Annotated in this window: 11 protein-coding genes and 1 pseudogene; 1 reads left to right on the top strand and 11 read right to left on the bottom strand. The window is 70.9% G+C overall.

Translation table 11 applies throughout. The annotated features are described in order from the left end of the window. Positions 1-26 precede the first annotated feature (26 nt). The 6 genes from AMK26_RS34450 to AMK26_RS34425 form a co-directional block, all read right to left on the bottom strand. Positions 27-2759, bottom strand: a complete 2733-nt coding sequence (locus tag AMK26_RS34450; RefSeq protein WP_073760060.1) for an exo-rhamnogalacturonan lyase family protein — start codon at positions 2757-2759, stop codon at positions 27-29. Positions 2760-2957: 198 nt separating this feature from the next. Further along, positions 2958-3509, bottom strand: a complete 552-nt coding sequence (locus tag AMK26_RS34445; protein WP_073760280.1) for a hypothetical protein — start codon at positions 3507-3509, stop codon at positions 2958-2960. Between the two features lie 9 nt (positions 3510-3518). After that, positions 3519-4382: a carbohydrate ABC transporter permease gene (locus AMK26_RS34440; RefSeq protein WP_073760059.1), complete on the bottom strand. Its 864-nt coding sequence runs from the start codon at positions 4380-4382 to the stop codon at positions 3519-3521. Then, positions 4379-5389, bottom strand: a complete 1011-nt coding sequence (locus tag AMK26_RS34435) for a carbohydrate ABC transporter permease (protein WP_079277987.1) — start codon at positions 5387-5389, stop codon at positions 4379-4381. The genes AMK26_RS34440 and AMK26_RS34435 overlap by 4 nt, the downstream gene beginning before the upstream one ends. Then, on the bottom strand, positions 5389-6675 hold the full coding sequence (locus tag AMK26_RS34430; protein ID WP_073760057.1) for an ABC transporter substrate-binding protein: 1287 nt from the start codon (positions 6673-6675) through the stop codon (positions 5389-5391). The genes AMK26_RS34435 and AMK26_RS34430 overlap by 1 nt, the downstream gene beginning before the upstream one ends. Positions 6676-6803: 128 nt before the next feature. Continuing rightward, positions 6804-7820 (bottom strand): LacI family DNA-binding transcriptional regulator, encoded by a 1017-nt coding sequence (locus AMK26_RS34425; RefSeq protein ID WP_073760276.1) that lies wholly within the window; start codon positions 7818-7820, stop codon positions 6804-6806. Between the two features lie 205 nt (positions 7821-8025). Between AMK26_RS34425 and AMK26_RS34420 the strand changes: the two genes are divergently transcribed. Next, positions 8026-9165: an ABC transporter substrate-binding protein gene (locus tag AMK26_RS34420; protein ID WP_241838221.1), complete on the top strand. Its 1140-nt coding sequence runs from the start codon at positions 8026-8028 to the stop codon at positions 9163-9165. Here AMK26_RS34420 and AMK26_RS34415 read toward each other — a convergent pair. From AMK26_RS34415 to AMK26_RS34395, 5 genes and pseudogenes are all read right to left on the bottom strand, one after another. After that, a pseudogene (locus AMK26_RS34415) lies at positions 9159-10155 on the bottom strand (arabinan endo-1,5-alpha-L-arabinosidase). The gene AMK26_RS34420 and the pseudogene AMK26_RS34415 sit on opposite strands and share 7 nt — an antisense overlap. Further along, complete coding sequence (gene arfA, locus AMK26_RS34410; protein WP_073760053.1) at positions 10152-11684, bottom strand: arabinosylfuranosidase ArfA; 1533 nt, start codon at positions 11682-11684, stop codon at positions 10152-10154. The pseudogene AMK26_RS34415 and the gene arfA overlap by 4 nt, the downstream one beginning before the upstream one ends. Before the next feature lie 24 nt (positions 11685-11708). Beyond that, positions 11709-12539 (bottom strand): carbohydrate ABC transporter permease, encoded by an 831-nt coding sequence (locus AMK26_RS34405; protein WP_073760051.1) that lies wholly within the window; start codon positions 12537-12539, stop codon positions 11709-11711. Further along, on the bottom strand, positions 12536-13432 hold the full coding sequence (locus AMK26_RS34400) for a carbohydrate ABC transporter permease (protein ID WP_073760049.1): 897 nt from the start codon (positions 13430-13432) through the stop codon (positions 12536-12538). Before AMK26_RS34400 ends, AMK26_RS34405 begins: the two co-directional genes overlap by 4 nt. Continuing rightward, the gene (locus AMK26_RS34395; RefSeq protein ID WP_073760047.1) at positions 13429-14751 is read right to left on the bottom strand and encodes an extracellular solute-binding protein; all 1323 of its coding nucleotides are present in this window, start codon (positions 14749-14751) and stop codon (positions 13429-13431) included. Before AMK26_RS34395 ends, AMK26_RS34400 begins: the two co-directional genes overlap by 4 nt. Positions 14752-14937 lie beyond the last annotated feature (186 nt).

Genomic DNA, 14937 nt, shown 5'->3' with positions numbered 1-14937 from the left:
GCTCCCGGCTGGTTGGGACGAGCGGCTCAGCTCGGGATCCTGTCCCCGATCAGGGCGAGGTTCTGGATGGCGGCGAGGCCGAACAGGGCCGTCTCGTTGGTGTTGATGCGCAGGTTCTCGTAGCCGGGTTCGAGGACGGCGGGGCCCTGGAGCGGGGTCTTCTCCCACTTCATGGCCGTGGTGTAGCCGTCACTGTTGGAGAACTTCTGCCAGGCGCGCGCCGCCAGCTTGTCGTCCTTCAACCGGGCGGCGGCATAGGCGTCCTGGCGCGAGTGGCCCTGGAAGAGCAGCAGGTTGCCGAAGTGGGAGCCGTACCGGGCGGCTTGTTCCGCCTTGGTGGCGTTGAAGTAGCGGCAGTAGTCCAGCCACGCGTTGGCGAAGGCGGGCATGTCGATGAGGTCGATGAGCTCGGCGCACATCTCGACGAGCCCGAACATGGCCGACAGGTGCGACACGCCGACGACCGGCTTGTCCGCGACCGCGAAACGGCCGGTGTCGAGGTCGTACAGGCCCGTTCCCTGGACGAAGCCGTTGGGCTGGGCGGCGATGGTCTCCATGGTGGAGCGGAGCCGTGCCTCGGCCTTGGCGGCCTTGGGGCCCTTGCGTTCCCACTCGGTGAGCCAGGCCGCCGCCAGGCCGCTCCAGTCGGTGCCGAAGCCGATGGAGAGGGCGTTGCGGTCCGGGGTGTAGGGCTCGGTGCGGATCTTGCGGATGGGGTCGAGGACGAGGAACGTCTCGTCGGAGTCGACCAGGTCGTGCATGAGGTCGCCGACCCGTTCGTCGGCCGTGAGGAAGTAGTAGGGGCGGCGGTAGACGGCGGTGGAGATGCGCTGCTGTTTCGCACTGCACGCGAAGTGCTGTACGCCGTGCCGGGTGCCCAGTCCGGCCCACTTCCCCAGGTGGTAGACGTCGACCTCGCCGGTGTGGCGGGTCATGGCCTCGGCGAAGCGGAAGACGTCGGCGCGGCCGGAGCGGAGGTAGGCGTACCAGAGCCACAGGTCGGGCGAGAGTTCGGAGTTGTCCCAGGCGTAGCCGCCGACGTCGTACCGCCACTGGTGCCGGTCCTCGTCGTAGGTGTGCATGATGTCGCCGTAGTCCCAGAAGCCGTACCAGCGGCGCTGTTCGACCTGGTCCTTGTAGTACGTGAAGAGGAAGTCCAGCTGGTCCTCGATCCTCGCCTTGGCGGGGACGGACCGGTCGACGGGCGCGAACAGGCCGCCGAAGACCCCGGCGCGGGCCAGGTCCCGCGGGCTCGCGGCGAGCTGCGGAGGGGTGCGGACGGCGGCGGCCTGGGCGACGAGCGTGTCGGCGCTCGGGGTTGTGGCGTTGGCCCAGAACATCAGCTCGCTGGTGCGGGCGATGCCGTACGGGGTGCCGAAGCCGGGCTCGTAGTCCTCGTAGGTGATGTTGAGGCCTTCGAGCTGCTCGGGGTAGGTGTCCTGGCCCATGCCGTCGTGGTAGAAGCGCAGGTCCATGGGCTGCGCCTCGGGAGACCACAGCCAGAGGGTGACCTCGGCGGCGTCGCCGGCCGCGCCGCGTATGTCGAGCTGGGCGGGGTGTTTCTCCCAGAAGTCCCGCAGCCCGAAGGAGAGTCCGCCGCTGACGCCGCCGACGTACCCGAAGCCGCTCGCCCGGCCGCCGCCCCCGGCGGTGATCCAGCCGTGGCCGGGCTTGGTGCGCTTGCGGAGGGTGAAGCCGTCGGCGGAAAGCTGGGACAGGGTGTAGTCGCCCCAGTGGGGGACGTACTGGAGGCGGCTGGTGACGCGCTGGTCCCAGGTGGAGGGGTCGGGCAGCTTCTCGCCCTTGACCTGGGCGGCGCGGACGGCGGCGCCCGGGTCGCGGCGCAGCCCTGTGATGCCCTGGACGGCCTCGGTGAGGAATCCCTTGCCCTCGCCCGCGATACGGATGTGGCGGTCGTAGGCGGCGTCGCGCATGGGGACGGTGAAGCGGACGCCGAGGCCTCGGACGAAGTCCTTGTTCTGGTCGCCGTCGTACGTGATGGTGTGGACCATCCGGAACGACTCGGCGCCCGCGTAGAAGTACAGCCGTACGCTGAACGGCAGCCAGCTGCGGCTGCCCTTGCGGTGCTTGCCGTCGATGCGGACCACCGCCCGGACGGGGCCGCGCTGTTCCACGGTGGCGCGGTCGATCGTGCCGTCGAACCGCTCCCACTTGGCGTTGCCCTGGTCGCCGTCGTCGAGGTCGCTCTGCCTGAGGAGGACGAGGCGGCCGTCGGTGGCGATCCTCGTTCCGGAGCGGGTGACGGATTCGACGAGCTTCTCGCCGTCCTTGGAGACGACCGCCTTGACCGTGCCGGTGTCGACGGTGATCCGCCGGTCGGTCTCCGTCACGGTGACCTGGCGGGTGGCTGCGGCCGGCGTCCCGGCGGTGAGCGTGAACGTGTCGGTGCCGGCCGCCTCGGGGCCGACCGCGTGGGCGGTCCACTTGAGGGAGCCGTCGGGCCAGTAGGCGGTGGCCCAGGTCTGCACGGGGACGCTTTTCGCGTTGTCGGCGGTGGTCAGGGTGAACGTCCGGCCCGACGGGTGGGCGCCCTTGGGCCACGGGACGCCGAACGTGGAGCCCGGCGCGGCGCCGAGGCCGCCGGACTCCAGCCATGTGACGGTGACGGGCGCGTCGGCCGCCGCTGCGGCGGCGGGGGCCGCCTGGGCGGTGTCCTGGCCGAGCGCCCAGCTGAACTGGGCGGCGGCGCCGGCGGCCGCGGCGGCCTTGAGGAGACCTCTGCGGGGGATGGGGGACATGGGGTTCCTTTCCACGGGGCTTGTTGGGTGTGCCACGGGACCGTGGTGTGGGGGTCGGTCCCGCCGGTGGGACGGGTCGGGGGCCCTCCGGGCTCACCTCCTCGGGGTCGGCGGCCGCGGGTGCCGCGCCAGGGAGCCCTCTCGACGCCGCCAACCCCTGTGGGGGCGACCCTGCACGCCCCCTTCCGCCGTCGCTTCCTAGGCCGCCGCCCGCCGCTCCAGCGCGAGGGCCGCCGCCGTGACGATGCCGAGCGCGGGCGCCGCCAGCGGCAGGGCGAACCACGCCGACGCCGCGATCACCGCGAACCCGCAGACGAGTACGAGCGATCCGGCCGGGTCCCGTACCGTCCGGTGCGCGGCTGCGGCGGTCAGCGCACGCCAGGAGGAGCCCGGCCTCCACGCCACGGCCGCCCTCAGCCCGGCGACGGTGAGCCCGAGGAGGGCGAGGACCCCGACCGCGCCGGCGAAGGCTCCGCCCGGCAGGCCTCCCGCCCGTACGACCGCGAGGTCCGCCGCCACCAGGGCGAGCGCCGCCCAGCCGGCCAGCCCGGCGGGCAGGCCGCCGTGCCGGGTGGCGGCGCGGACGTCGGACGCGAACTCGGGGAGCCCGCCCCGCTCGTGGGCGAGGTGGCGGCGCAGGTGGGCGGCGCCGGCCGCGAGCGCGGCGGGCAGGGTGACGAGCGGCAGGGACGCAAGGGCGATCCACACGCCGGTGAGCAGGCACTCGGCGAAGAGCCCGAAGCGGACCATGCGCATGGGTCAGCCTTTCAGTCCCGAGGTGGCCATGCCGTCGATCAGGTACCGCTGGAAGGCGAGGAAGAACGCCAGCACCGGAAGCAGCGCCACCAGCGACATGGCGATCATGCCGCCGTAGTTGGCGAGTCCGTCCTGGTCGACGAACATCTTCAGGCCCAGGGAGACGGTGTACTTCTCGGGTTCGTTGAGGTAGATCAGCGGGCCCATGAAGTCGTTCCAGGCGTTGATGAAGGTGAAGATCGCGCTGGTGATCAGGGCGGGCCGGCACAGCGGCAGCACGATCGACCAGTAGATCCGCAGGTGTCCGCAGCCGTCCAGCCGGGCCGCCTCGTCGAGCTCCTTGGGCAGGCCTCGCATGAACTGCATCATCAGGAAGACGAAGAAGGCGTCCGTGGCGAGGTACTTGCCGAGGAGCAGCGGCGTATAGGTGTTGATCAGCTCCAGCTTCTGGAACAGCACGTACTGCGGGATGAGCAGGACGTGGTACGGCAGGAGCAGGGTGCCGATCATGAGCGCGAAGAACAGGTTGCGTCCGGCGAACCGGATCCGGGCGAAGGCGTAGGCGGCGAGCGAGCAGGAGACCAGTACGCCGACGACGGAACCGAGCGCGAGGAAGAGCGAGTTGCCGAAAAAGGTGGAGATGGGGATGTCGGCGATGCCCTCGGCGAGGCGGCTGTAGTTGTCGGTGACGGGGTTGCTGGGGAACAGCTCCAGGCTGCCGACGATCTCGTCGTTCGGCTTGAACGAGCCGCCGATCACCCACACCACCGGGTAGAGCACCACCGCCAGGACGGCGAGCGAGCCGAGGTGCCAGGCGAGTGATCCGGCGCCCCGCGTGCGTACGGCGGACAGGGGGCTGGTGGTCATCGGGCGGCCTCCTCGTAGTGCACCCAGCGCCGCTGGGACCAGAACAGCACCGCCGTGACCAGGCCGACCGCGAGCAGCAGCATCCAGGCCATGGCCGAGGCGAAGCCCATCCGGCTGTTCTCGAAGCCCTGGACGTAGAGGTAACAGGTGTAGACGAGCGTGCCGTCGGCGGGGCCGCAGGTGCCGCCCGCGCCGCCGAGGATGTACGCGGAGCCGAAGATCTGGAACGAGTGGATGGTCTCCAGCAGGACGTTGAAGAACAGGACCGGCGAGATCATCGGCAGGGTGATGTTCCAGAACCGCCGCCAGGTGCCCGCGCCGTCCACCTCGGCCGCCTCGTACAGCTCGCGCGGCACCTGCTTGAGGCCCGCCAGGAAGATCACCATGGGGGCGCCGAACTGCCAGACCGTCAGCGCCACCAGGCTGTAGATGATCCAGTCCGGGTCGCCGGTCCAGCCGCCGACGTCCACTCCGAACAGGGCGCGCTGGGTGCGGTCGACGATGGCGTCGTCGGAGAAGATCGCCTTCCAGACGATGGCGATGGAGACGCTGGCGCCGATGAGCGAGGGTGCGTAGAACGCGGCCCGGTAGAAGGCCTGTCCGCGCCGCTTCTGGTTGAGCAGCAGGGCCACGGCGAGCGCCGCGGCGAGCTTCAGCGGGGTGCCGACGACGACGTACCAGAGCGTCACCTCGACCGACGTACGCCACCTGGGGTCGGCGAACATGTCGGTGAAGTTCTTCCATCCGATCCACTTCGGGGTGTCGAAGAGGTTGTAGTCGGTGAAGGCGAAGTAGAGCGAGGCGACCATCGGTCCGGCGGTGAGCAGCAGGAATCCGGCGATCCAGGGGGACATGAACAGGTAGCCGGCCAGGCTTTCGCGGCGTCCGCGCCGCCGGGCGGCGGTGCGCCCGGCGGGGTCGGCGCCGGGCGGGCCGGGCCGCGGCGCGGGGCTCTTGTCCAGGAGCTCCGGCACGGCTGTCGCGTGGTGTGTCACGGTCGTTCCCATCAGGAGCCGAGGGCCGTCTTCGCCTCGGTGAAGAACTGCTCGACCGCCTCGGGCACGGACCGCTTGCCCAGGGCCATCTCCTCGGCGATGCGCAGGAAGGCGGACTCGGCGACGTCGGCGCCGGACGGGTGCGGGGTGATGGGTTCGAGGACGCGGGTGTCGACGAGCTGCTGCTCGTAGGCGGCTATCAGCTTGGTGACCTCGTCGTTCGGCGTGAAGGCCGCGTACTGCGCGGTGGTGGCCGGTACGCCCCGGTCGTAGCCCATGATCGTGGCGACCTGGGGGTCGTGGACCATGAAGTCGATGAACTGGGCGACTTCCCTGGGGTGCTTGGTGCGCCTGGAGGCGCTGAGCATCAGGGAGCCGAGGTACTGGCCGGTCCTCTTGCCGTCGGTGGTGGGGATCGGCGCGAGGCCGTAGCTGCTCTTGCCCTCGGAGGTGTAGCGGACGGTGAAGTTGTCCCAGGTGAACTCGGAGGCGGCGAGTTCGGCGGCCACCGCCGACTTGGGCTTGATCTGGGCGACCTTCTTGGGGTCGGAGTGGATGCCGGACCGCACGCCCGCCTGTCCCTTGGTCCACCAGTCGGTGAGGTCGGCCTGGGTGAAGCCGAGCCCGTTCTTGGTGAAGAACGCCTTGCCGTGCTGGCGCAGGTACAGGTCGTACAGGTACATCACGCCGTACAGGCCGCTGTCGCCGGCGCGGCCCTGGGTGTCGCGGATCTTCGCCATGGCGGCGTTGAACTCGCCCCAGGTCCAGCCGGGCCTGGGCGTGATGCCGGCCTTCTCGAAGACGGCCCGGTCGATGACGAGGGCCATGGAGTTGGAGCCGACGGGAACACCCAGCAGCTTGCCGTCGACCTCGCCGAACTTCTCCAGGCCGGCGCGGAAGCCCTCCATGCGGAGGTTTCCGGCCTTCACCTGCTCGCCGAGGTCGAGGAGCACGTTCTTCTGGTCGTACTTGCGCAGGAAGCCGATCGCGTTCTGGAAGACGTCCGGCGGGTTGCCGCCGGAGGCCTGGGTGTTGAACTTCTTCCAGAAGTCCAGGTAGGGCTGGAAGTCGGTCTTGACCTTGATCTTGGGGTACTTCTTCTCGAAGAGCGCGATCGTCTCGTTGATGCGCTTGGCGCGGTCGTCGGACCCCCACCACGCGTACCGGATCGTGACGGTCCCGTCGCCGCCCGAGCCGCTTCCGGACCCGCAGCCCGCCGCCGTCAGGCCGAGGGCGGCCACGGAGCCGCCTGTCACCTTGAGCAGGCCACGCCGGTCAACAGTCCCATTGGTACGCATCGTTCGTCCTCCAGCGCGCTTTGAATCGTTTTAGGAAAGCGCTTGCCGGGACAACGTAAGGACCCTCGCCGGGTACGTCAACGGTTCGGACGAGATCCGTCGGCGGCCGCGGGGTCCGGGGATGACGGTCAGGGACGGCGGGGCGCCATGCTGGAGGTGCGCACGACCAGTTCGGGCCGGAGCACGATGCGCCGGTGCGCGTGACCGCCCGCGCCCTCGCCGGTCTCCTCGATCAGCAGCTCGGCGGCCATCCGGCCCATCCGGTGGGCGGGCTGGCGCACCGAGGTGAGCGGGACGGCCGCGGCCGCGGCGAACTCGATGTCGTCGTACCCGACCAGCGCGATGTCGTCGGGCACCGCGACACCGGCGGCGAACAGGGTCTGCAGCAGGCCCAGCGCCAGCAGGTCGTTGGCGCAGAAGACCGCCGTGGGGCGGGGCGACATGCCCAGCAGCCGGGCGCCCGCGTCCCGCCCGGAGGCCACGTCGAGGCGCTCGGTCTCGACGCGGACCAGGGCGTCGGCCGGCAGGCCCGCCTCGGCGAGCGCGTTCAGCGCCCCCGTGCACCGGTCCTGGACCTGCGGCAGGTGCGCCGGGCCCCCGACGTACACGACGCTCCGGTGCCCGCCCTCCAGCAGGTGCCGGACCGCGAGCGCCCCGCCCTCGATGTCGTCGACCGAGACCGAGCAGGACTCCTCCCCGGCCGCCGTGCGGTCGACCAGCACGTACGGGATGCCGTGCCGGCCGAACGCCCTGAGCGTGTGGCCCTCGGGGTCGGCGGGCGTCACGAGCACCCCGCGCACCCGCTGCTCGGCGAAGAGGCCCAGGTACTCGGCCTCCTCGTCGGGGTCCTGGGCGCTGTTGCACAGCATCACCCCCAGCCCGGCCTCGCGGGCTGCGCGCTCGGCGCCGGTGGCCAGGTCCACGAAGAACGGGTTGGCCATGTCGAGGACGAGCAGCGCGATGATCCGGCTGTGGCCGGCGCGCAGCTGGCGGGCCGACTCGCTGCGGACGTAGCCGAGCAGTTCGATGGCCGCCTGGACGCGCTCGCGCGTGGCCTCGGCGACGGTCTCGGGCCGGTTGATGACATTGGAGACCGTCCCCACGGAGACGCCCGCCCGCTGCGCCACGTCCTTGATGCCCACCATGCGCACCACCCGGCGCACCCCTTTCGGCCCTCAGCCACCACCCGCTCCGCCGTCGGACCGGAGGCTTCATCGTAGGAGTTCGGGCGCACTCTGTCATGAATCGATTCACACGGCGGGGTGCGAGGGCATGGCGTGACACTTGTCCCGCTGAGGCGTTGTCCGGTGCATGAGTCGGATGAACGGTGGGGCAGGACAGGAGCCGGCCGTGGGCGTGGTCGTCGCGCGCACGGGCCGGCTGGCGCGGCTGGGGGATCCACTGGCGTACGCCATGGAGCTGCTGGCGCCGAAGCTGCGCGGGCGGCTGCGGCTGGTGGGGCGCGACAGCCGGTCGAGCGCCGAGGGCGCGCGGCGGGCGGTGCGGGAGCTGGTGGAGGTGGAGCGGGCACGGATCGTGGTGACGCTGGCGGGTACGGAGGTGCTGCCGGCGGTCGCCGACGCCTGTGAGGAGGCGGGCGTGCCGTGCCTGTCGACCACGTTCCCGTGGCAGGTGTACTACCACGGGGGCCGGCGGCGGCGCTGGACGTACCACTTCTGCTGGGGGCTCGACGACATCGCCGAGACCTTCGCCGACCTCTGGGAGGCGGTCGGCGGTACGGAGCGGACGGTGGGGTGCCTGTGGAACGACGGCCCGCAGGGCACCTGGTCGCGCCACCCCGCGCACGGCTTCCTGCCCGCCGCACGCGCGCGTGGGCACCGTCTGGTGGACCCGGCCGGGTACCGGGAGCCGGCCGCCGCGCTCGGGGAGCACGTGGTGGCGTTCCGGGAGGCGGGGGTGGACGTCGTCACGAGCGCGGCGACCGGGGCGGACCTGGGCCTGTTCCGCCGGGAGGCCGCGCGGCAGGGCCTGCGGCCCCGGCTGATCACCTGCTCCCGGTGGCTGGCCTATCCGCCCGCCGCGACGACACCGGCCGGGCAGCCACCCCAGGCCGGCGTCGGTACGCTCGTCTACTGGACCCCGGCCCACCCCTACCGCTCGTCCCTCGACGGCACGACCGCCGCCGAGCTGGCCGAGGGGTACGAGCGCAGCACCGGCAACCAGTGGCTCCAGCCGCTGGGACTGGCGTACGCCCTCGTCGAGGTGGCCGCGCACGCCCTGGCCACGGCCGGTGACCCGGCGGCCCCCGCCTCGGTCGCGGCCGCGCTCGGCGCGACCCGGCTCCAGACCGTCGCGGGTCCGCTCGACTGGACGTCCGGCCCGGTCCCCCACATCGCCACGGTGCGGCTGGCGGGCGGGCAGTGGCAGCGGGGCCGGAGGCACCCGTACGAACTGGTGGTCACCGACAGCCGGCGGGTGGACGGCCTGCCGGCCGGCGGCGAGCTGCTGCCCCTGGGGACGGATCAGTAGGCGACGGGCCACCCGCTGCTCCAGTTCAGGAGGTTGACGCCCAGCTTGGGCGTGCCGTTGTCCTGGCCGTCGTAGTAGTGGTACACGAGCAGGTCGCCGTCGACGTCCGCCATGAGGGACTGGCCGCCGGGCCCGATGTACCGGCCGTGGCTCTCCAGGACGGGCGTGCCGCCGTTGTTGAGCATGCTGACGCCGTTCCTGTCGTAGTACGGGCCGGTGACACGCGTCGCGCGGCCGACCTTGATCTTGTACGTGGAGTCGGTGCCCGCGCAGCAGGTGTCGTACGACGCGAACAGGTAGTAGTAGCTGCCCCGTTTGACGATCGAGGGCGCCTCGACGGCCTTGGTGCCGGTGGGCCGGGAGGCGAGGGAGCGGCGCGCGGTGTCGGTCGCGTGCTGCTTCCCGGTGCCGGGGTTGATCCGGATCATCTTGATCCCGGTCCACCAGGAGCCGAAGGACAGCCACCACTTGCCGTCGCCGTCGACGAAGAGGTGGGGGTCGATGGCGTTGTAGTCGCTGGTCGCTGGAGGAGGTGGAGGTGTACACGGGTCCGTGGTCGGTCCAGCTGCCGGGCCGGCCGGTGGCGGAGGTCGCCAGGCCGATCGCGGAGGTGTTGGAGCCGAAGGAGGAGACGGCGTAGTACATCAGGTACCTGCCGCCGTGGTACGAGATGTCCGGCGCCCACACGTCCGCGGTGCCGTTGTACTGGCGCCACCAGGTGGGGCGGGTCGGGAAGGCGGAGCTGTCGCGGCTGAAGTGGACGCGGTCGGTGGAGGTGCGCAGTTGGAGGCCGTCGCCGGTGGAGTACAGCAGGTACTGGCCGGACGGGGTGCGCAGCATGGTCGGGTCGTGGACGACGACGTCGCCGGTGACGTGGCCGGGGCCCGGGTAGGCGTGGGCCGTGGACGGCGCGAGGGCGAGGAGTACGGCGGCCGGGAGGGCGAGCAGCCGGACCGTACGGAGGCGGCGGGGGCGGCGGGGGCGGCTCATGGCTGCCCCGCGCCGGCGAGCCGGATCACGTTCCACGACATGGGCTCCAGGACGGCGTGCAGGGCGCCGTCCGTGAGGGTGGTCTTCGGCACGGTGTGCGGGGTGACGCGCTCGGGGTCGTCGAGGGTGTTGCGGGCGTCGGGGTCGGCGTCGGCGAGCGCGGTGTGCTCGATGACGTGCGCCGGGTCCAGCCCGCGCAGGTCCACTTCGAGCGGCAGCGGCGCGCTCCGGTCGCGGTTGACGGCGAAGACGGTGACGGTGCCGTCGTCGCCGCGTACCGCCGTGGCGTGCAGCAGCGGCACCTCGCCGTACTTCGCCGTGGTGTACGTGGGTGAGTCGACCCGTACGTCCAGGACGCGGCCCCGCCCGTGGCGGGAGGCCTGGGCGAAGGGGAAGAACGTGGTCTGCCGCCAGGCGGGGCCGCCCGGCTCGGTCATGATCGGGGCGATGACGTTGACGAGCTGGGCGAGGCAGGCGACGGTGACGCGGTCGGCGTGGCGCAGCAGGGCGATCAGCAGGGAGCCGAAGACGACGGCGTCGGTGACGGAGTAGCTGTCCTCCAGCAGGCGCGGGGCCTCGGGCCAGTCCAGGGGCTGGGTGGCGGCCTGGTCCTGGTAGCGGCTGAGGTACCAGACGTTCCATTCGTCGAAGGAGAGGTTGATCTTCTTCGGTGACTTCAGCCGGGCGCCCATGTGGTCGCAGGTGGCGACCACCTCCTCGATGAAGGCCTCCATGTCGACGGCGGAGGCGAGGAAGGAGTCGCGGTCGCCGTCGAGTTCCTCGTAGTAGGCGTGGAGCGAGATGTGGTCGACGTCGTCGTACGTCTCGGCGAGGACGGCCGCCTCCCACGCGGCGAAGGTCTCCATGGAGCGGCCCGAACTGCCGCACGCCACCAGTTCGATGTCCGGGTCCATCTGGCGCATGGCGCGCGCGGTCTCGGCGGCGAGCCGCCCGTACTCCCGGGCCGTCTTGTGGCCGAGCTGCCAGGGGCCGTCCATCTCGTTGCCGAGGCACCACAGCCGGATGCCGTACGGGTCCTTGTCGCCGTGGGCGATCCGGCGCTCGGACAGCTCGGTGCCGCCGGGGTGGTTGGCGTACTCCTGGAGCTGGAGTGCTTCGGCGACACCGCGGGTGCCGAGGTTGACGGCCATCATGGGTTCGGCCTGGGGGCCGATCTTCTTGAGGAAGGCCATGTACTCGCCGAGGCCGAAGCGGTTGGTCTCGGTGGAGCGCCAGGCGAGGTCGAGGCGGCGCGGCCGCTGGTCGACCGGGCCGACGCCGTCCTCCCAGCGGTGGCCGGAGACGAAGTTGCCGCCGGGGTAGCGGATGGTGGTGACGCCGAGTTCGCGGATGAGGGCGAGGACGTCGGTGCGCAGTCCGGCCTCGTCGGCGGTGGGGTGGCCTGGTTCGTATATGCCGGTGTAGACGCACCGGCCGAGGTGCTCGACGAACGAGCCGAACAGGCGGGGGGCGACCTCGCCGACCGTGAAGGCGGGGTCGAGCGTGAATCGGGCGGAACGGGGTGTCATGCGGCTCCTTCGGGGAAGGCGGTGCTACTGGCCGGCCAGGCCGGTGTGGGCGACACCGCGGACGATCTGGCGCTGGAAGAGCGCGAAGACGATCAGCAGCGGGAGTCCCGCGACGACGACGGACGCCATCATCTGGGCGTAGCGGACTCCGTAGGAGGACTGGACGTTGACCAGTCCGACGGGGAGGGTCATGCCGTTCGGGTCGGTGGTCACCAGGAACGGCCAGAGGAAGTTGTTCCAGGTGGAGATGAAGGTGAAGATCGCGACGGCCGCGAGGACCGGCCGGGACAGCGGCATCACGATGGTCCAGAAGACCCGCCAGCGGCCGGCGCCGTCGACGAAGGCGGCCTCCTCCAGCTCGCGCGGCACGCCGTCGAAGAACTTCACCAGGATGAACACCATGGCGGGGACGGCGACCTGGGGCAGGATGACGCCCCAGTAGGTGTCGACGAGGCCGAGCTGGACCATCTCCGCGAACAGCGGGGCGATCAGGACCTGCGGCGGCACCATGATGCCGGCGAGGACGATCCCGTACAGCGTCCGCCGTCCTCGGAAGTCGGTGCGGGCGAAGCCGTAGGCGGCCATCGCGCACAGGACGACCGTCAGCAGGGTGGTCATGACGGAGATGTAGGCGGAGTTGACCATCCACTGGGTGAGGTCGCCGGACTTCCACACCTGCCGGTAGGCGTCGAGGGTGAGCGTCGAGCCGAACCACTCCAGGGGCGTCCTCGTCGTCTCGCTCTCCGGTTTGAGCGAGGTCGCGACGGCCCAGGCGAGCGGCAGCACCCAGACCACCACCAGGGCGAGCGCGGCGAGCAGCATCGCCGCGCGGCCCGGGGTCCAGCGGGGTCTCATCGGGTGTTCTCCTCACGCGTACGGCGGGACAGGCGCAGATGTGCCAGGGAGACGAGCAGGATCAGGGCGAAGAAGAGGTACGAGACGGCCGACGCGTAGCCGATCCGGTAGCCGGTGAAGCCGGCCTGGTAGACGTACTGGAGGATCGGCCGGGTCGCGTCGTCGGGGCCGCCGCCGGTCATGATGTAGACCTGGTCGAAGATCTTCAGCGAGGCGAGGACCTGGAGGACGACGATCACGCCCGTGGTGGTGCGCAGCATGGGCAGGGTGACGTGGCGCAGCCGGTGCCAGGGGCCGGCGCCGTCGAGTGCGGCGGCTTCGTACAGGTGCTGGGGGATGGCCTGGAGTGCGGCGAGGTAGAGCAGGAAGTTGAAGCCGACGGTCCACCAGACGGTGGTGAGGACGATGGAGAGCATCGCGTACCGCTCGTCGGTGAGCCAGCCGATGCCGGGGTGCAGGCCGACGGCGGCGAGCGCCTGGTCGGCGAAGCCGAAGTCCGACGGGAAGATCACCCAGAGGAAGAGCAGGCCGACGACGCCGGAGGGCAGCAGGAACGGCGCGAACCAGGCGAGCCGCCACAGCCACTGCACGAAGGGCAGGTGGTGGGCGAGCAGGGCCAGGACGAGGCCGGTGAGCACCAGGGGGACGGTCGACAGGACCGTGAACCAGACGGTGTTCCAGAGGGACGACCAGACGTTGGGGTCCTTCAGGGCTTCGGCGTAGTTGTCCAGGCCGATGAAGTCGCCGCCCGTACCGGCGATGTTGTCGCTGCTCAGGCTCATGCCGATGCCGGAGAGCAGCGGCCAGAGGAGGAAGAGGGCGTAGACGAGGAGGAAGGGGGCGATGAAGACGAGCCCGTGTTCGCTCCAGTGACGCCGTACGGTCGCACTCATGCGGTGCCTCCGAAGGGGTTCGGCGTCTGGAGGAGGGTGCGGAGCCGGGACTTCGCCTCGGTGAGGGCGCCTCGGGGGGTGCGTGATCCGGTGAGGACGCCGGAGAAGACGGCGCCCAGTTCGATCCACATGACGGAGGCGGAGCCGGCGAACCAGGCGGGCTCGTCGAGCGCCACGTCGTCGACGACGGAGCGGTAGGCGGACTGCGGGGTGAGCTGCAGGTACTCGGGTTTGGCGAGGGTGGGCAGGTAGGCGGGCACGTGTCCGCCCTTGGCCCATTCGACGGTGTTCTTCAGCAGCCAGGCGACGAAGGCGTGTGCGGCCTCGTTAGTCGCTCCGCCCCGGTCCTTCTGGTGCGGCAGGACAAAGGCGTGGCAGTCGGCCTGGGCGGTGGGGCGGCCGAACAGGTTCGGTACGCGGGTCACGGAGAACGGCAGTCCGGTGGTGAGGAAGGAGCTCATCTCCCACTCGCCGTTGAGGTAGAAGCCGGTGTCACCGTTGTTGAAGACGCCGACGGCCCCGACGTAGTCGACGCGCCGCACGGCGAGGCCCTCGTCGACGAGCATGCGCATGTACTCCAGGGCGGTGAGCGCCTTGGTGTCGTCGATGGCGAGGCTCGTGCCGTCGGGCGTGAGGATGGTGCCGCCCAGTTGGGAGTACAGGGTGGAGAACACGCGCCACGGGCCGATGCAGTCGGCGCCGAGCGTCTCGGTGACGAGGGCGGGCCTGCCGGTGACCTTCCTGACGGCGCGGAGGGCGGCGGTGAACTGCTCGGCTCCCTCGATGGGGCGGAGGGTCCCGTCGGTGTCGAGCAGCCCGGCCTTCTCGCACACCTCGGTGTTGTGGAAGAGCACCATGGGGTGGGTGTCGAGCGGTACGGCGTACTGCTTGCCGTCGACGCCGCCGCGCCGCCAGATGCCGTCGGGGAAGTCGTCGGCGTGGACGCCGTGTTCGGCGAGCAGGTCGAGGTCGAAGGCGTCGAGCAGCCGGCCCGGGGCGAAGCCGGCGAGCCGGGCGAGGTGGAGGACGGCGACCTCGGGCGCCCGGCCTCCGGCGCCGGCCATGCCGAGCTTGGTGTAGTAGGGGGCGCCCCACTGGAAGGTGGCGGCCTCGACGGCGATGTGCGGGTGTGCGGCGCGGAAGGCGTCGATCATCGCTCGCATGTTGATGCCGTCACCGCCCCCGAAGAGGTGCCAGTAGCGGAGCCTGGTCCGTCCCCCACCGACGGTCCGCGGCGCGGCGCAGCCCGCCGCGCCCGCGGCGAGGGCGCCGCCCGTCGCGGTGAGCAGTTGTCTGCGGCTCAGGGAAGGAAGTCCCATCCCCACCCCCTGTAATGTTCGGTATATCGAATGGCGCTCGCAACTTCGAACGGGACCGTAGGTTCGAACATCATTCGCGTCAATGGTTCGCGCAGACATTGCCCAATTGGCCGTCCGGCGTTCGGAATGGCGAACGCGCGAGAGCGCACGAGATGTCAACTCCCGGTTGACGACTCCCTGTTGTCA

The sequence above is a fragment of the Streptomyces sp. CB03234 genome (assembly GCF_001905885.1).
Taxonomy (GTDB): domain Bacteria; phylum Actinomycetota; class Actinomycetes; order Streptomycetales; family Streptomycetaceae; genus Streptomyces.
Note: the sequence above shows the minus strand (reverse complement) of the source record. Positions and strands in the feature narration are given on the sequence as shown.